General features: G+C 43.8%; 13 protein-coding genes and 2 pseudogenes. 6 read left to right on the top strand and 9 right to left on the bottom strand.

Annotated features, from left to right (window positions below; translation table 11 throughout):
* Nucleotides 1-483: 483 nt before the first annotated feature.
* A complete protein-coding gene (locus ACM0OW_RS24950) occupies nt 484-852 on the bottom strand; it encodes a hypothetical protein (RefSeq protein ID WP_414553296.1) in 369 nt (122 codons plus the stop codon).
* A 707-nt stretch (nt 853-1,559) separates the two neighbouring features.
* On the opposite strand from ACM0OW_RS24950, the gene ACM0OW_RS24945 reads away from it, so the two are divergent.
* Together ACM0OW_RS24945 and ACM0OW_RS24940 are read left to right on the top strand one after the other, a co-directional pair.
* Nucleotides 1,560-1,964, top strand: a complete 405-nt coding sequence (locus ACM0OW_RS24945; RefSeq protein ID WP_414553295.1) for a plasmid mobilization protein — start codon at nt 1,560-1,562, stop codon at nt 1,962-1,964.
* Entirely contained in the window at nt 1,961-3,499 is a 1,539-nt protein-coding gene (locus ACM0OW_RS24940; RefSeq protein WP_414553293.1) for a relaxase/mobilization nuclease domain-containing protein, read from the top strand. Before ACM0OW_RS24945 ends, ACM0OW_RS24940 begins: the two co-directional genes overlap by 4 nt.
* Before the next feature lie 245 nt (nt 3,500-3,744).
* Here the strand turns inward: ACM0OW_RS24940 and ACM0OW_RS24935 are convergent, their stop codons facing one another.
* The 5 genes from ACM0OW_RS24935 to ACM0OW_RS24915 all read right to left on the bottom strand — a co-directional run bounded on the left by ACM0OW_RS24935 (nt 3,745) and on the right by ACM0OW_RS24915 (nt 9,617).
* Nucleotides 3,745-4,194: a GNAT family N-acetyltransferase gene (locus ACM0OW_RS24935; protein ID WP_414553291.1), complete on the bottom strand. Its 450-nt coding sequence runs from the start codon at nt 4,192-4,194 to the stop codon at nt 3,745-3,747.
* 448 nt (nt 4,195-4,642) lie between these two features.
* Nucleotides 4,643-5,632, bottom strand: coding sequence for a DEAD/DEAH box helicase (locus tag ACM0OW_RS24930; protein WP_414553289.1), 990 nt, complete (start codon nt 5,630-5,632; stop codon nt 4,643-4,645).
* Between the two features lie 240 nt (nt 5,633-5,872).
* Nucleotides 5,873-7,687 carry a hypothetical protein gene (locus ACM0OW_RS24925; protein ID WP_414553287.1) on the bottom strand — a complete coding sequence of 605 codons (1,815 nt, stop codon included), beginning with the start codon at nt 7,685-7,687 and terminating at the stop codon, nt 5,873-5,875.
* A gap of 41 nt (nt 7,688-7,728) precedes the next feature.
* The gene (locus ACM0OW_RS24920) at nt 7,729-8,847 is read right to left on the bottom strand and encodes a ParB/RepB/Spo0J family partition protein (RefSeq protein ID WP_414553298.1); all 1,119 of its coding nucleotides are present in this window, start codon (nt 8,845-8,847) and stop codon (nt 7,729-7,731) included.
* Nucleotides 8,847-9,617: a ParA family protein gene (locus ACM0OW_RS24915; protein WP_414553286.1), complete on the bottom strand. Its 771-nt coding sequence runs from the start codon at nt 9,615-9,617 to the stop codon at nt 8,847-8,849. Before ACM0OW_RS24915 ends, ACM0OW_RS24920 begins: the two co-directional genes overlap by 1 nt.
* A 306-nt stretch (nt 9,618-9,923) precedes the next feature.
* Here ACM0OW_RS24915 and ACM0OW_RS24910 point away from each other — a divergent pair, with 306 nt between their 5' ends.
* Nucleotides 9,924-10,739 (top strand): class I SAM-dependent methyltransferase, encoded by an 816-nt coding sequence (locus tag ACM0OW_RS24910; protein WP_414553284.1) that lies wholly within the window; start codon nt 9,924-9,926, stop codon nt 10,737-10,739.
* 511 nt (nt 10,740-11,250) lie between these two features.
* Here the strand turns inward: ACM0OW_RS24910 and ACM0OW_RS24905 are convergent.
* Both ACM0OW_RS24905 and ACM0OW_RS24900 read right to left on the bottom strand, forming a co-directional pair.
* Nucleotides 11,251-12,297 carry a Fic family protein gene (locus ACM0OW_RS24905; RefSeq protein ID WP_414553282.1) on the bottom strand — a complete coding sequence of 349 codons (1,047 nt, stop codon included), beginning with the start codon at nt 12,295-12,297 and terminating at the stop codon, nt 11,251-11,253.
* A gap of 99 nt (nt 12,298-12,396) precedes the next feature.
* Nucleotides 12,397-12,975 (bottom strand): tyrosine-type recombinase/integrase, encoded by a 579-nt coding sequence (locus ACM0OW_RS24900; RefSeq protein ID WP_323216041.1) that lies wholly within the window; start codon nt 12,973-12,975, stop codon nt 12,397-12,399.
* A 435-nt stretch (nt 12,976-13,410) separates the two neighbouring features.
* Between ACM0OW_RS24900 and ACM0OW_RS24895 the strand changes: the two genes are divergently transcribed.
* The 3 genes and pseudogenes from ACM0OW_RS24895 (at nt 13,411) to ACM0OW_RS24885 (ending at nt 15,238) form a co-directional block, all read left to right on the top strand.
* The gene (locus ACM0OW_RS24895; protein ID WP_414553280.1) at nt 13,411-13,548 is read left to right on the top strand and encodes a hypothetical protein; all 138 of its coding nucleotides are present in this window, start codon (nt 13,411-13,413) and stop codon (nt 13,546-13,548) included.
* 283 nt (nt 13,549-13,831) lie between these two features.
* Nucleotides 13,832-14,327, top strand: a pseudogene (locus ACM0OW_RS24890) (ISKra4 family transposase); the annotation flags it as partial.
* Nucleotides 14,328-14,911: 584 nt separating this feature from the next.
* On the top strand, nt 14,912-15,238 hold the full coding sequence (locus tag ACM0OW_RS24885) for a hypothetical protein (RefSeq protein WP_414553278.1): 327 nt from the start codon (nt 14,912-14,914) through the stop codon (nt 15,236-15,238).
* Between the two features lie 56 nt (nt 15,239-15,294).
* Here ACM0OW_RS24885 and ACM0OW_RS24880 read toward each other — a convergent pair.
* Nucleotides 15,295-16,147, bottom strand: a pseudogene (locus ACM0OW_RS24880) (hypothetical protein); the annotation flags it as partial.

The raw sequence follows: 16,147 nt of genomic DNA, 5'->3' as shown, positions 1-16,147 counted from the left end.
CATAGCTGAAGTGGCTATAAGCGTTACCAATACTGCGATGCGGCGAATTTTACACCACTGCACGCCTCAAGTTAGGGCTAACTTGCTGATGATTATCTTGCGTTGTCTGCCCACCGAAGTTTACTCAGACTTTGCCCCTGTACAAGCCGTAACTAACCCGACAGTGACCTGAAAAAATTTATCTGCTTACATCTCTACTGACCTATCAGTAGTAAAAGATGCTCCAAATGATGATTGTCTACTTAATCATTAAGTGAGCGTCCCGTTCAGTATGCCTTGTCACGCCGCACCAAAGCTCTGTAAACCGCGAAACCACGTGACTTTTTCCACAGGCTAATTATCAATAGCTCTAAGTTAATGAAAATGGCTAACGTAAAAATGATGGTTTGAGAAAAGCTCAAAATGGCGTTTTCCAGATGCCGTGAAAAGTCAGCATAGCCCACACCCTTTTTTTTGACTTTCGCTGTATTGACTACTTGACTACTAATTTTTTTTCTGGCTCTTAGTGCTACTAGCAGGTTTCTGAGCCGCAGTAGTCCCACTCGCCCCACCAGAATTTTCATTCTCTAGAGTCTTTTTCTGACGACGAGTGCTTTTCCTCAACTCACCTATTAAATACTTAATTCGGCTACCACTCAAATTGATGCCCTGCCCAGCCAACATTTCTGAAACTTCATCGTAAGTGTAGCCATATTTATCAGAAGTCAGTTTCTCGATGTATCGTCTCATCTTGCGAACAGCTTCCCTGTCTGATACATCCTCTCGTTCCTTCGGCTTTTGCTCCTTTAAGACGCTAATCGCCTCATCAATCTTGCCCTTAGTAATCTTTTCAGAATCTTTTGGCTCAACCATTGCTATGAAATAAAATTTGTCATCATAATTTATATATTTTCCCCTATTTTTGAGATTGTATAACTCTACAATTTCCGCAGATTGCAGCTACGCTGGTTGTAATTTTCGTAATGCGGCTACGCCGTCAGCATCATTTATTAGATACTGATATAATTTTCCCGTTTTGGCTACGCCATTATCATCATTTTACTGATGCTATTTAACTGATGCTGATTGTCCCCCTCGCCACTCCCAGCTACGCTGCTTGTAATTTCCGTCATGCGGCTACGCCGTTATCATCATTTATTAGAGACTGATATAATTTTCCCGTTCTGGCTACGCCATTACCATCATTTTACTGATGCTGTTCTACTTTTCATGTCCGGCTACGCCGTCTTTATATTCATCCGATGCCGACTATAGCCGACTATTGCTAACCATAGCCTTGTCCCTCCGGCTACGCCGTCGCAGTAATTCAGCTAACACTGATATAATTATTATGTTTCAGCTTCGCTGTAAATGTCCTTCATCGACCCTGAATCACCAAAACCCTGCCCCCACTACCCCGCGCAGTTCCGCCCCCACTGACCTGTCCCCCACCCCCCGCAGATGGGCTATAAGCAAGCCGTGTCTTTTGCCTCCGGCAAACCTCGCTTCGCTCGGACGACAGGCTTGCCAAATGGGGAAGCCTCCCCCTTTGGAAACCCCCTCCCCCACCTCCCACAGTTATGCGCCCTAAACTGGACAAAAACCTCCTGCGTACCAAAACCCTAGAAGCTCGTGTCAACGCCATTGAACACGATATGATTAAGCTCAAAGCACAAGACGCAGGACTCTCAATAGCTGAATTCACCCGACGCAGCGTATTACTCAAACCCCTCCCCAAACGCACCAGCAAAATCACCCTGGCAACCTACCGCGAATTATCCCGCATCGGTAATAATATTAATCAACTTACCAGAGCCACCCACACAGCCATTAAAATGGGACTGCACCCACCCGCAGACCCAGAAGAATTAGCACAGTTACGCAACCTCCTACAACAGATAGGACGAGAACTGTCCCAAATGGAAACCGACCCCACCGATGAGGACGACATCGAGGAAGAAGATGAAGACTGGGAGACAGAATGATTGGCAACCAAACCAAAGGTAAAAGCTTTCGCGGACTCCTCAACTATCTCGAAAACCGAGAAAAGTCATCCTTAATTGGTGGCAATATGTTTGGCACAAATGCCGCCGAACTAGCCAGAGAATTTCGACTGTCTCGACAACTCAACCCAGAAGCCCTAAAAGTAGTTCACCATGTTTCCCTCTCACTCACCCCAGGCGAACAGCTAGATAACGAGACATGGTGCGAAATCGCCGACAAGTATATAGAGGCAATGGGCTACACAGCCAATCAATACGCCATCTACCGCCACAACGACCGCGACCACGACCATATACACATTTGCGCCAGCCGAATCAGCCTAGACAATGGCAAAATCACCAGTGATAGCTGGGAATACGTGCGCTCCGAAAAAATCATTCGCCAGCTTGAACTAGAATACAGTTTACAACAAGCTCAAAGTAGCAAAGAAAAACTCAACCGCGCCCCCAGCATAGGACAACAGCGACGCATCGAGCGAGAACAACTGGAATACGAGCAAGGTCAGAGAAACACACCGCCACAACAAGCAATCAAAACCCAGCTAATTGAACTAATCGACCGCGCCACAATAGACCAACCAACCATGCCCCAAATGATTGAAAGATTGCAATTATTAGGTGTAGAAGTTCGTCACGGATTAACACGCAACGGCAAGAGTAAAGGTATCTCCTACGCCTGGAATGAGCAAAAATTTAGCGGTACAAGTTTAGGTGCAGCCTACACCTTCCCAGGACTACAAAAACATAAAGAAATTGACTACCAACCACAACGCGACGACCAACCCATTCAGCAACTGCTGTTAAATCCAGTCAAACCGATACCTTCTGATGAGGTACAAAAGTTTCTCATTGAGATTGAACAGAAACAACAGTTGCCATTTACGCCCCCAGCAGAAGACGAGAGCCTATGGCCTACATTACAAAATTACCTGACTGAAAAACGCGGCTTATTACCTTTATTTGTGAAAACATTACATCAACAGGGGTTGGGTTATGTAGACCAGGAACGAAATATTGTGTTTGTCAAGCGTGATTTAGACGGTGAAAAGTCAGGCGCACTGATTTGGAATCCACGAAGGCAAGATAATCGCACTGTTGAATATGACAAAACCACCAAACCTTCACCGGGTTGGTTTCACATTCAATTGGGTGGAGAGCCAGAGGACAAAATCGAGAGAGTACACTTGTGTTCTTCTCCCATTGATGCCCTGTCAGTAGCAGAGATTGACATGATAGCACATGACGGGTTGCCACCAACCCGAACAATTTACATGGCAGTGGATGACCCGGATAACTTGCCCTTAGAATTTCTCAAAACTATTAAGAGAATGGCAATCTCATTTAATAACGATGAGCAGGGCAATCAAGCCGCGCAAGTTGTTCAGAAAATGTTACCTGTGGCTCAAAGAATTGCACCCGAAGGAGTGACCTGGAATGAGATGATTGTGGAACAGCGGCGGCAAGAGCAGATGGAAGAGCAACGGCAAAGACAGCAGGACAGAGGTTTTAGTCGGTAGTTTAGTAATCCCTCGATGCAGTGAAGTGGGCGCGAGGGAGGGGCTTTGCCCCGTCCCTCTGGACTCCCTCCCCAATGCCAGTTGTTGACCGAGCGCTGTAGAAACCCCCTGGTGAGGCCGACTAAATTCTTCGCAGCGCTCAGTCACCGCTTCGCTACAACTGGCTTGAGTAAGAGAATCTGGTAAGAAACAGCTCCAAATTACGTTCTAAAATAGTAATAGTCAACTTTAGGATAGTGAACAGGTTAAGACACACGCTCCATAAAATAAAATTCGTCCGATGTTTCGGTAACGACAAAACCAAATTTCTCATAGAACTCCTTCGCCGGATTGACCCTGAGAACGCGGAGACGAACTGGAAGATTGCTATGCGTTGCCTCTGCGATGATACCCGCGATGAGAAAGCTGCCGATGCCTTTGCGTTGATAATCAGGTAGCAGGTAGATTTGTTGAACTTGGATGTACGTTGGCTCCCGTTCAACCAAAAGAACTCCAACGGAAACGCTGCCGACTTGGATGATCTGTGCATTTGGCGAAGTACTGTCTTCTTCTGATTCGCGCTGAACACGCTCTTCGTTCCATGCACCCCAAGTGGCAACGATGAACTCACGCATTGTTTGGTCGATGACGCTGTAGAACAATGGTGCGTCAGCCTTCGTTGCCGGGCGAAGTGTAACCTCTTCCAATGACAGCATAACTATCCTACCTATGTTATTAAAGCGACTTTCTCAGTCTAACTTTTGGGAATTAAAATCAAGATGGCGATCGCCCCCAGCTTCGACAGCGCAATAGAGATATGCAGTTGTGGCTGTCTCAAACCTTTATAAGTCAAACTTTTAAGTAACTAATAAAATAAATTTTCTTAATTTTTTCTTACATTGATTTCTTTTAGATTCCCCTTTCTTCCCTGTTGGCTTTGATAGCTGCCTCAAGGTCTTGCAATGCTGCTTCTATACTTCGGTAACTTGCCTTGCCTTCATAGACAGTACCACCGAAATCATAGGCTCTAACAAAGGAGTTTATGTGTTCGCACATCGACAATTTCAATCCAGCCGTGTTCTTCTACAAAGCGGGAAATATAGGGATATTTTTCTTCAAAGGTGTTGGATTTTGGCATTTGCACTTTTCTGGACTTTATTCAAATTATCTCATCTCTCCAAATTCCTTAATATATTCCACCAACTCCCTCGTATGCCCCCCTTCAGAAATTCGCCCCAAATTCCCCACCAGGATAAACAATTCTCTTGCCCTACTCACAGCCACATTAAGTAAATTAGGTCTGCGATTGATAAACCATAGGCTATCAGTTGGTTGACATTGGCGAGTCGAGAAAATTATTACTGATTTCTGACCACCTTGGAACGTGTGAACTGTGCCAATGCTCTGCTTTGGAAAATCTGTCCAGCGAGATCGTAAACGTTGAATCAGTGTATCTACTTGATGGCGGTAAGGTGAAATCACGCCAATTTCGTTAAGAGAGTCAGTAGGATTTATGCAATAACCCGCTGCTAACAACTCATCAATTAACGCCTCTACCGCATCAACTTCTGCCCAATTAACATTATTCTCCAGCCGCCCCTCCACATGACAACCAATCAAATTAGTACCCAGTACGGAAGCTTTCGGTTCAGTCTTGATGATCATGCCGTAATTGCACAAGCGATCGCAAAAATCAGCAATCACCGGAGCGCAACGGTAATGATATTTTAGGATAATCCCCTGACCAATATCCCCTGGTTGTCCTGATGCCCCAGCCGCCCGATGATAGGCTGTGGTAGCCGTAGGACTGTAGCGGTCATAATCCGTATCCGTAAGTCCCTGTTCCAGAAAAGACTTGCTACGATATTCCTCTTTCTGCTGGTCACTCAAATTAATCACCGGCTCCAATTGCAATGGGTCGCCCACAATCAAAGCCCGATTACACCGCACCAAAACCGGAAAAACTTGATACGGTGGAATCTGCCCCGCTTCATCTACAATTACTTGATCAATGCAGCCACTATCGGGATAGGGTAACAAATTGCGGATGGAGTGCAAATTGCAAAGGAACACCGGAAATAACAGGCTGATATCTCGATAAATGTTTCTCCAATTTGAGCTTAACTGGCGGTAAGCTTCCCATTCCCCATTCAATAATGCAATGTAAATCCTAATAGAAGTTGTTACCTCATCTTTTCGCCGCCTAGCTTCCTGCTGTTGAAATTGCCAAGCCCACTCAAATAAGGGAGCAACGCGAAAATGTGAGATCGGATTTTATATCTCAATTACCAGGGCTGATTCCTAATAAACCCTGGTTGAAATTCCCTATTTTTACCTTTTCTAGGTAGCGATCGCTCAAAACTTAGGTAACTTATATTACCAAATTTCCGAACCTCACAAAATCGCGTTGCTCCCCTCAAATAACTCTACTTGCAGCGAGTGTAATTCGCTGTAGAAACGGCTGTAAAAATCTTTGGTGGGATAAGCAGCCAGTCGGTTTTCGACCTCTCCTCGGCGAGTAATCAGGTTAGTCAGTTGTTGCTGTAATGACTCTAACTGCTGTTGTGTGCTGTCAAAACTATTCTGTTGCTGCTGCCAAGAAGATGCTTCTGCTAAAAGCTGATTAACATTCTCCTGGGCTGCAATGAGAGATTCAGTTGTTAGTGGCATTTCAAAGGGGAATGGAGTAGCCAGCGTCGCCAACACAGGCATTTCTATTTGTTTATGTAACCGTTTGAGGACATGACGAGGGCTGGTTTTGGTTATCGAGTACCAAAATCGTCTAATCCTTTGCAAAATCTGGACAAACCAGTTAGCGTTTCTACTAGATGCCAGCCAGTAACCTTTAGCCGATAAAGAACGCCTAGCACTGTCAAGATGGTATCCTATCTGCTGGTAGGCTTCTAGTGGAAACCTAGAATAGTCGCGTGAAGATTCTAATGATGATTGCTGAATAAGAGAAGTATTTATCGCCGACTCAAACCATCGTATCTCTTGGCATAGCTCCTCTAATAATTGCTCATCAACCCTTTTCTGTTGAAGCTCATCTTCATCTTGTTTTTTATAAGATTCTATTTGCTGGACACCCGCTAACAACTGTTGCTTTAGTGACTCCCATTCATCGTAATTAAACGTTTCTTTGGCTAACCAATCGAGTGCAGCTTGCAAATTTGGTAATACTTGGCTCTCAACGAAATCCCTTGACCCTCCTGATAAGTAGAAACGGTCACAGGTCAAGTTACTGGCTAAAATTTTCTCAACGTTCTTTACAGCAAATTTGTTAGTGCTTGTTACCACAGTTAGGTTACTTCTATCTCTGCCAGTTGACGCTAATTCCACTGCTCGATGTACCACCTGCTGCGCTATCTTATGCAGTAACAGTGTGGTCTTGCCATTTCCCGGTGGGCCAATCACCGCAGTCAGAGGATTGGAGTGTGAATGTTTCAGAGCAAGTGCTTGATAATCATCGGGCAGTGAATTAGGAAAACCACCTAAAAACAACACTTCATGCTGAGGTTCTTTTGGTTGTCCAAATAGATATTCGTAAGCTGGATGTCCTGGTCTTGCCCACTGAAAGTAATTCTGGTCGCTGATTTTCTGAAAATCTTTTTTGAGGTTGTAATTAAAAGGAGCGTATTCAAAATCCAACAGATAGGGCAGAAGCTTCGACCGCATAGGAAACGGCGGTAATTCAATCAGTACCATAAAATCTTGTAACGTCTTAAAGGGACGATTGAAAGTAGTTTCGAGAAAAACTTTTAACCCTTCCCTTGTCACCAGGGACTCAGCCGCTTCTTCCTCCAGCCCGTACCACTGCATCAAATTGGGAATAATAGGCTGAAACTCGTACTGGGTTAAATCCCATCCACTAGCACGATAATTGCCTGTAAAAATAGGAGAAATATCGATGGTAAACAACGGGCGAAATTGACGGCGATTCGTTTCAATTTCATAAATCTGCGGGAAAGCTACAGCAATTGATGGTAATTTTGGTTGTACTTCTTTCTTTGAGCTTTTGAAAGGTTCCTTGAGTTCTTTGAATAAAGATTCATCAACCAATAATTTATCGCCTATTAGATTTACACCAGACTCCCAGATATTTGGTTGTTCCAAATCGGCAGCTTCTACTTTGGCATTACTCAAATTTTCTACGTGGATGTAATCTAACCAAGCCTTGAGTAATGCTCGAATCTGTAAATTCTCTGCCATCTCCGTTGCTTCCCCTTGATAACATAGCAATTCGTACCAAATTACTCATCACCCAATAACGCTTCTAGCTTGTTTAAAAGGTTTACTAGCTGCTTTTGTTTGCGAGGTTCTTTCCATAGCTGACGCTTTTTAATGCGCTGGGTGATATCTTTTAGCCGTTCTGGTATTTGGTTAGGTGTTTTAGATGAGGGAGATGGTTCATCAGGAGTGTTGGCGATGATTTGTTCTTTGATTTGGCTTAAAGACCAATCCGACGCTATTGCCCTTGACAATAGTTCTTGTCGCACTTCGTCATCTTTTATCCGTGCCAGGGCTTGGGCTTTGGTGTATTCCAACTGACCAGAGCGCAGTGCCATTAAAATCTCAGAGGGCAGATTGAGCAAAGGTAAACGCTTGGTGGTGAACGATAGCCAATTCATTAGCCCCAGGCTTTCAAACACCTCTTTTACCGTGGGAAATTGTTCATCATCTCCTTTAGGAGAAACGTTTCTCCTAGATTTTTTCAATTCATCTGAGTTAGGAGAAATGTTGCTTTTAGATTCCGTCTCCTCATCTCCTTTAGAAGAAATCTTTTCCCCAGATTCCGCCTCATGATCTGAGTTAGGAGAAACGTTTCTCCTAGATTCATTTAATGAATCTTTTGAGTCCTGTTCCCCTTTACTGTGGGCGTTCTTCATCCGGTACAGCAGGGATTTGACAGATTCCACATCACACCCAAGTCGGATAGCCAACAGGTACAAAATCCCTTCTGTTTCCTCAACAGGATTCAAGTCTTCTCGTTGCAGGTTTTCTATCAAAGCCAACTGAAAAGCTTGGTCATCAGTTAGCTCACGCACAACCACAGGCACATTTTCTAGTCCTACCTCTGTAGCTGCCCGATAGCGTCGTTCTCCTGCCACCAATTCATATTGACCTTCCGCCACAGGACGCACCAACAAAGGTTGGAGAATGCCATGCTGTTTAACTGACGAGACTAATTCTTTTAATGCTTGTGGGTCAAAGTATCGCCTGGGTTGCTGCTCAGGCAGACGAATATCTTTGAGCTTGACAGTAGTTTCAGTAGCACCTGCTGTCTTGACCTCCGGTGAGTCTAACCAAGGTGCTGGGGGTGGGGTGGTAATTTGACCCCCAAAAGGTTTATCAGTTTGCTTACGTCTAATCACAAAGCCTCCAAAGCAAAAGCAATTTCTTTAAGGATAGCGACTATAGAATGTTTAGGGTCAAACACTGCTAGAGGCGCACGTTCTTCTGTAGCATCAACAAAAGCCGTAGCTCTGGGAATGGGGGGAAATATCCGACCCCAAGCTAACAGTTGTGTTTGGATAGCTGCTAATGCGCGTTTATCGGCTGAGTTTTGTTGAGCATACCGCGTGGGAATAAACCCAGCTATTTGAATTTTGCGGTTAGCTTTATTTTTAACGTGGGTAATAGTTTGCAACAATTCATCGGTTCCCTCGAAAGCTTTGAGATGGGTTTCAATGGGGACAAGAACGTGTGTAGCTGCAACTAGGGAGATATAAGAAAGTAATCCTAAACTGGGGGGACAGTCTATAAGGATGAAATCATAGTCATCTAAAACTGGTTCTATGGCTTCCTTGAGGCGCAAGTCACGCATAGCTGCACTGACTAACTGCATTTCGGCTCCACTCAAGACTCGGTTAGCTGGAACCAAGTCCATACCGTGAATGTCCTCATGAATTGGTAAGGGCTGCTCATCGATAATGGCATCAGCAATGGTTTTTTGTAATTGAGATGGTACTACCCCCATGAATTTGGTTAAGCTGGCTTGGGGGTCGATGTCGATGAGGAGGACGCGGTGTTCTCGTTGTGCGAGGTGGTATCCCAAGTTTTGGGTCAGTGTCGATTTGGCGACACCACCCGCCTGATTAAACAGGGCAATAATGCGGCATTGCTTGTCAGAAGTTGACACTGGCTCTTGTTCCTAGAAAATACGATGATATTTGGTCAATCGGCTCGGTTTTTGTTTCCAGTTTACGTATATCAGATGAATCAAGTTTTATTTTAGATAGAAATCGCAGCAGCGTTTATATAACTTTATCGTATGTAGATGATACGGTGTTACAGAAGACCACTTCAAATAAAGGAGCTAGTGAGTGCATTTCAACCCCTCTGTGGTGCTGTAGTGGTTCTCAACGATGCAGGTGATAGGCTTAGGCATCCATCTAACAAGAGAGCTTGTCGATTATCCCGATCGTCTTATCAACTAAATTTTGTTATGAATAACATCAAATCACAAGCAAACGAAGAAACGAAAGTTGCCTGGAATGAGGTTGCTCGTCTATGGGACGAAAGAATGGGAGAAGAAGGTAACGATTTTCACCGCTACCTAGTATGGCCAGCTACGGAAAGATTATTAACATTAAAAGACAATGCTCGTGTTCTCGACGTTGCCTGCGGAACGGGCTTAACATCGAAACGCTTGGCAGCAAAAGGAGCTGAAGTATTGGCAATAGATTTTTCCCAAGAAATGATCGCACGAGCAAAAGCTAGAACCACAGCAGAGTCAGGACGAGTTGAATATCAAGTTCTCGATGCAACGGATGAACGAGCCTTAAGTAAGTTAGAAAATAAAACTTTTGATGCTGCTATTTGCGCGATGGGCTTAATGGATATGGCAGATATCAAGCCTTTAATGAGATTTTTGTCCAAGGTTTTAAGCCCAAGCGGTCATTTTGTGTTCACAGTAATGCACCCTTGTTTTAACAGTATGCACGTCAAAATGACCGCTGAATTTGAAGATAGAGAAGGACAGTTCGTGACAGAGTACGCCTTAAAAATATCTAATTATCTCGATTCTACCATTAGACCAGGACTGGCGTTTGCTGCTCAGACAAAACCTCACCTTTTCTTTCACCGCCCCCTCCACGTTCTTCTAAAGGAAGCATTTGAGGCTGGTTTCGTCTTGAATGGAATGGAAGAGCCATCGTTCCCTCCTGAGTATGTATCTAAAGGTTCTTCCCTAAGCTGGGGTGAAAATTTTAATTCCTTCCCTCCCGTTTTAGCAGGCAGATTGCAATTAATAAAACCTTGAGGGAATTACCATGCAAATTAAGTCGGATTTTTTTAAAGACTCTGTTAATTATACGAACCAATTAGCCAAACACTTATGCCCGAATGTTGTGGTTTAATCTGAACGATATCCGTCCAATTTAATTATGAATTAGGTTTTTAGCAGCAAGTACCACTAACTTATTTCTTGGGCTTGGCAAAGACTCTTAAGTTTAAAATTGGAGTAATGATCAATCTTCTTTAATTTGGACAGTTTCATCCTAAAAGTACCCAAGGTGTAAGAAATGAATTATATAATGCCTTCGTGCAAATGATAGACTACTTGTAATATAGGCTACCAAGTGGGCTTGGTATATTGGAAACCCTATTTAAAATTTATCTACCATTCAGTGATCCCAGTAAAAAATCCATTTGACGACTTTTTGGAAAAATGATTCAGATGGTGTTGGCTCTTGGCTATAAGAGACGCAACTGAATTGACCAATAAATAGGTACTAATCACCTTTCCAGTACCTATTAAATAGGTACTGTACCTATTTCTTCTGCCAACGCGCATCCGGGCCTCGCCCTAAACATTCCAGCCGCCCCGCAGTCCTCTCTTGGCGTAAGATGCGGCGAATTAGGTCAATCCCCACAGTCGGGCATTGTGACTGTAAATCCTTAATAGAAAAATCAAATGGCATATTGCTAATAGCATCAAGCACCATAGCTGTTTTAGCGCCCTTTGCCTTGGTGACTAACCCCACTCGCTGCTCAAAGTCCCGGTACCCTGACAGCACAATGACCCCCAAAAAATATTCCCACCAAGGCAACAAGCTATGCGACCCAAGATGCCAGTTCTGCGACGACTGGTAAAGCGTATCGTAGTAACTTTCCTTCGTCCGCTCGACAATCCGCTCCAAACTAATAAACCGTCCCACCTCGTAACCAGCCTTGTATAGTAACAGTAGCGTCAGTAGACGAGCCATGCGTCCATTCCCGTCAGTGAAAGGGTGAATGCACAGAAAATCCAGGACATAAGTTGGAATTAGCAACAATGGTTCAATTTCTTCAGACTGCCAAAGGGTGTTGAACCTTTCGTGCAAACTTTCCATTGCGGCTGGTGTGGCATAAGCAGGGAGTGGCTGAAATCTCACTATTTTCGTGCCATCTGGATGGATTTCGCTAATTTCGTTGTCTACTGACTTCCAGCGCCCACCTTCAACGACAGCAAACTGATAAAGGTCACGGTGCAGCTGTAACACCACCCCTGGGGTAAAAGGGATGTACGCATAGCTAGTGTGAATGGTCGTCAGCACATCTCGATAGCCAGCAATTTCTTGTTCCGAGCGATCGCGCGGAGTAGTTTTTTCGGCTACTAATTCCTTGATGCGTTCCAGTGGTGCGGTGATGCCTTCTATCCGGTTAGAAGACTCGGTACTCTGAATAATCGCCGCTTGGCGCAGGGTTTCCAATACTTGGGGTGACTGTTCCTTAAATAATTCTTGTTTGCCTTTATACTCACCAATCAACCGGATAGTGCGTAGTAAATTTTGAGTAATTTGCTGACGCTCAATCAAGTTTGGTTCAAATGATTTCATAAAATAGATTCCCAAAGATATGCACGATACGGGAGCTATCACTGCTGATACAGCACTTCCGGCAGCTAACAGCACTTGTTTTCTAGAATTACTGTTGGCTCACCAGTCCCAATCAAAAGACTCAAACCTTTTGGGGTTCTGAGCAGTGTAGCGGACTGTATGTTGAATATTTGTATGCCCCAGGTACGCTTGAATATCTCTGGTTGGCCGTCCTTGGTCTGCCAGAAAATAACCGCAACTGTGGCGCATCATGTGGGGATGTACCTTAATTGGCAACTCAGCTGCATCTGCGGCACGACTAACAATCTTCTGAATCGCTGCCACAGTCAAAGATTTACCACGCTCATTCACAAACACGTAGTAACCCCCCTGGTCTTTGTAGCGCTCCCTTAAAATCTTCAGTCCCTCAATCTCGTCACTTTGTAACGGATGATTGCCGCTCAAACTGCCCTTAAGACGGTTAATATAAATGATACGCCTCTCAAACATGATCGCGTCCCACTTGAGTCGGCAAGCTTCCCCTGCCCTCAACCCGTGGCGAAACATCAACAGTAGCAAACAGTAATCGCGCTGTTTGTGCCTGCCCCTGTTGCCTGCTGCCTCAATTAGTACCTTCACCTCCTCTATGGTCAGATACTCTCGGCTTCGATACTCTTCATTCTTCCTTCGCTCCAACATCAGCTGCACGCACCATTACTGTCCGCTTTAGGGTTGTATTACAGACAGTTTAACTCGCTACGATCCCTATGATTTCGTCAAGAGATCAACAAACTCCAACTTATTGCTAATCGTTCTCAATACACAATTATGCCCGCTTTTTCTTTCGGTAAGGGGTTAAGCCGGGATACCTTTGAGGACTATTCAAGAAATCTCTGGTCACAGTGACCTGGTGACTTTGCACCGTTATCTAGAGGTTACGCCTGAGCAGAAGCGCAAAGCTGTTTCTGTGATTGGGTTTTAGATTCTATACTGTCTTCTATACCAGCATCTAAACTGTATGTTGGGGTAGTGTTACAGCTTATGCCCTGTGATCCCGTGAGTAGCATTGTCACAGGAATGTACGTTAAGCCCAAGATGGCTGCTATCACTAACTTTGAGTCGTTGCACTAAAATTTGTCTATTCGTGTGATAACTAACCTTATCGGTGATTCGTTCTCAGTCTCCCACACAGGGCGATCGCTTTTCAGTTCTGGGGGAATTGTAGGAATGAAGGGTGCGATGGCGTTCCGCCCGTCGGAGGCGATCGCATAAGGCTAGACTGTACCAAATTGGGAGTTTTGTACGCTAAGAAATCAGAGCAATCGCCAAAAGCCTTGCCATTAAAGATTTTTGGCGTTTAACTGTCTTGGAATTTTTTAACGCTCATTGGTCTAAAATACAAAAAATTCCATTTGGATGACACTTTCTGAAACTATTGATAGTTAAGGGTTTCAACTTTTTGAAGTTTTCTTAGCGTACAAATTTCCCGTTTTGGCACGGTGATGCCTGTAAGAATTAAACAAGATAACTAATAGACGAGTGTACTTACCGAGCAATGACTCCAGAAAAACAACAAGCACTTCAAGAACATATCCAGGCGATAGCGAAAATATTATATGAAGACACGCCACCCTCAAGGCTAACCAGCCTTGCAGGAATCGAAAAAGCAGTGCGGGGTCAAATGCAGAAGCACGTCATGCCAAAAGTAGGGTTTTTTTTATCGAAACGATTACAGGCACAAGAGCAGGATACCAAAAACGACTGAAAAGTATTTTGGGAGAATTGCCAATCACTTGCAAGCAAGCGCAGCAATTGGGAGTGATGGACATGACGGCATTTGGAACATCATTGACCAACTAGCGCCTAATGTACAACGCCGAGAAGTGCTTGATTGGTTCCATTAAATGGAACACCTCCACAAAGTTGGGGGTTCACTCAAACGTTTGAAAAAAGCACAAGCTTTACTCTGTAAAGGTCATGTAGAGGCAGCTAAAGCCTTATTTACTGATTGTCAGAGTAAACAAGCACAAAATTTTTGTCATTATTTCAATAGTTTGTACAAGATAATGGCTAAATGCTTTGTGCAGTAATACTTATAGCTGTTTGAGGTTCGTTGATATTGCTATATATAGGGGAATAGAGCAATAATTGCACTTATTTATAGATTTTTATCTATGCGCTGGTCATAGGCTAAACTCTATACTATGTTTAAAGAATAAAAAATATAACCGCACCGTTTCACAGACCATCATTAAAAATAAAATTTTAGAGATGTACCCCTATTCGGAAGATTGGGCATCTTCACCCCAGGACTGCAAAGCGGAAATCATAAAATTACTCCTCAAAGATTTAGCCTAAGCAATAGAAACAAAAATGTATGCTAACGACTGATTTCTGTGATAATAAAATCTCTACCTTTTCGATATCGCATTGACATGGTTTTCAGCCGGGATATCTGCACGATGGAAGCATAAGAAAAATGAAGAAAGTTTTTTACCTTATAGCTTGCGCCTCATTTTTACTAGGAGCATATAAAAATAACGTACCTGATGCAAATGAAATTCCCAAATTCAAAGGAGAAATTGGACATTACGAGGCGAGTAATGCGTTCACAAATTTTATATTAGAGAATCAAATGAAGCCAGTATTCATAGATGCTTATTATGTTCCTAGCGAAAACGACGAAATAGAACTTACTAATAATAGCTTCGGAGTTGATTTTTTTCATCTTTGGCATAGCTGCTTCGAGCCATTGGAAACCAATGAGATGCCTTCGTCGCTGAAATGCACAGGAACCAGCTTTTCAATTGATAGAGGTGATTCTTCAAAAGACGCTGACTTTACTTATATCCGTTTTACTTTGCGTGTTCAAGGTTATTTCGTGATTCGAGGCTGTGGTGGGCCGCACCAAGGCAGTATGGGCTGCACCCTAAGACCTCTGAATCCAGAGGACATCCGGTGAAAGCTTAAATCGGCAATCTAAAATTGGCACGGTCAAAACTGTATGCTTAATGGAAGTTAATCTTCAAAATTAATTGGCTTACCGTTGAAGTGGTCATATATTTTTTGGGGGTGAAACCATCCTGGTAAAGTCTTTTCAATGTCCTCCAGACTGTTCCCCAGGGCATCTACCAACCCATACCGAACTACTACCCTAGATAGTGGTGTTTCACCATTAGCGCTAAATTTCTCTAGTAGGATAGTTCCGGCTTTCCGGGCTGATGCTGTACCATCTGGGAATGATTCATTGGTGGCGTTGTGGGTGATTCCTAGCAAATACTCCTTGGCTTTGCGGGTATCGGTGAGGGACATTTTGAAGAATGCGATCGCGCTGTCACCACATAATGATTTTAGGTTAGTAAATTCATCACAAATAACCTGCTGCTTAGTCTTTGGCTTCTGTTTAATTCGTTGTAGCCATCTATCACAACACTCATCAAAAGCTGTACTAATATCTTCTTCAGTTTCAGCTAGTGTGTAAGCTTGTAGCAGTTTCCACACCTCGGCATTGTCACCAGTGGCGTGTCTATCAATAAGCTGGTGGACTGGTGCATCAAGGCAGTATTTTCTGATTAATGCGATCGCTCCGGCTGTGTATGTCTTGCCACTGCCTTGATTACCAATCAGCCACAATGGTTTAAGTGAATTGATGATTTTCCACAAGTAACCATCCTCATGACCTTTTAGGGCATCTATGAGGGCATCTTTAAGCTGTTCATTAGGTGTAGCGAACTGCAAACATAAATCGTTAAAACTGCAAACAAGCCATTTTTGAAACCACATTATTTGCAAATAAGAGGGGTCTCCAAACCACAATAAGGGTCTTGGCAACTTTTGGTGATCTTGCTTGGGGTAAGGCAGAAGGCAGAGG

This window comes from Anabaena sp. CCY 0017 (assembly GCF_963920885.1).
In the GTDB taxonomy this organism is placed as follows: Bacteria; Cyanobacteriota; Cyanobacteriia; order Cyanobacteriales; family Nostocaceae; genus Nodularia.
Note: the sequence above shows the minus strand (reverse complement) of the source record. Positions and strands in the feature narration are given on the sequence as shown.

Coding starts and splice junctions, on each gene's coding strand:
- ACM0OW_RS24885 (WP_414553278.1), top strand. CDS start 14,912: ATGAAGCCAGTATTCATAGATGCTTATTATGTTCCTAGCGAAAACGAC.
- ACM0OW_RS24950 (WP_414553296.1), bottom strand. CDS start 852: ATGGTTGAGCCAAAAGATTCTGAAAAGATTACTAAGGGCAAGATTGAT.
- ACM0OW_RS24900 (WP_323216041.1), bottom strand. CDS start 12,975: ATGTTGGAGCGAAGGAAGAATGAAGAGTATCGAAGCCGAGAGTATCTG.
- ACM0OW_RS24905 (WP_414553282.1), bottom strand. CDS start 12,297: ATGAAATCATTTGAACCAAACTTGATTGAGCGTCAGCAAATTACTCAA.
- ACM0OW_RS24940 (WP_414553293.1), top strand. CDS start 1,961: ATGATTGGCAACCAAACCAAAGGTAAAAGCTTTCGCGGACTCCTCAAC.
- ACM0OW_RS24945 (WP_414553295.1), top strand. CDS start 1,560: ATGCGCCCTAAACTGGACAAAAACCTCCTGCGTACCAAAACCCTAGAA.
- ACM0OW_RS24910 (WP_414553284.1), top strand. CDS start 9,924: ATGAATAACATCAAATCACAAGCAAACGAAGAAACGAAAGTTGCCTGG.
- ACM0OW_RS24935 (WP_414553291.1), bottom strand. CDS start 4,194: ATGCTGTCATTGGAAGAGGTTACACTTCGCCCGGCAACGAAGGCTGAC.
- ACM0OW_RS24925 (WP_414553287.1), bottom strand. CDS start 7,687: ATGGCAGAGAATTTACAGATTCGAGCATTACTCAAGGCTTGGTTAGAT.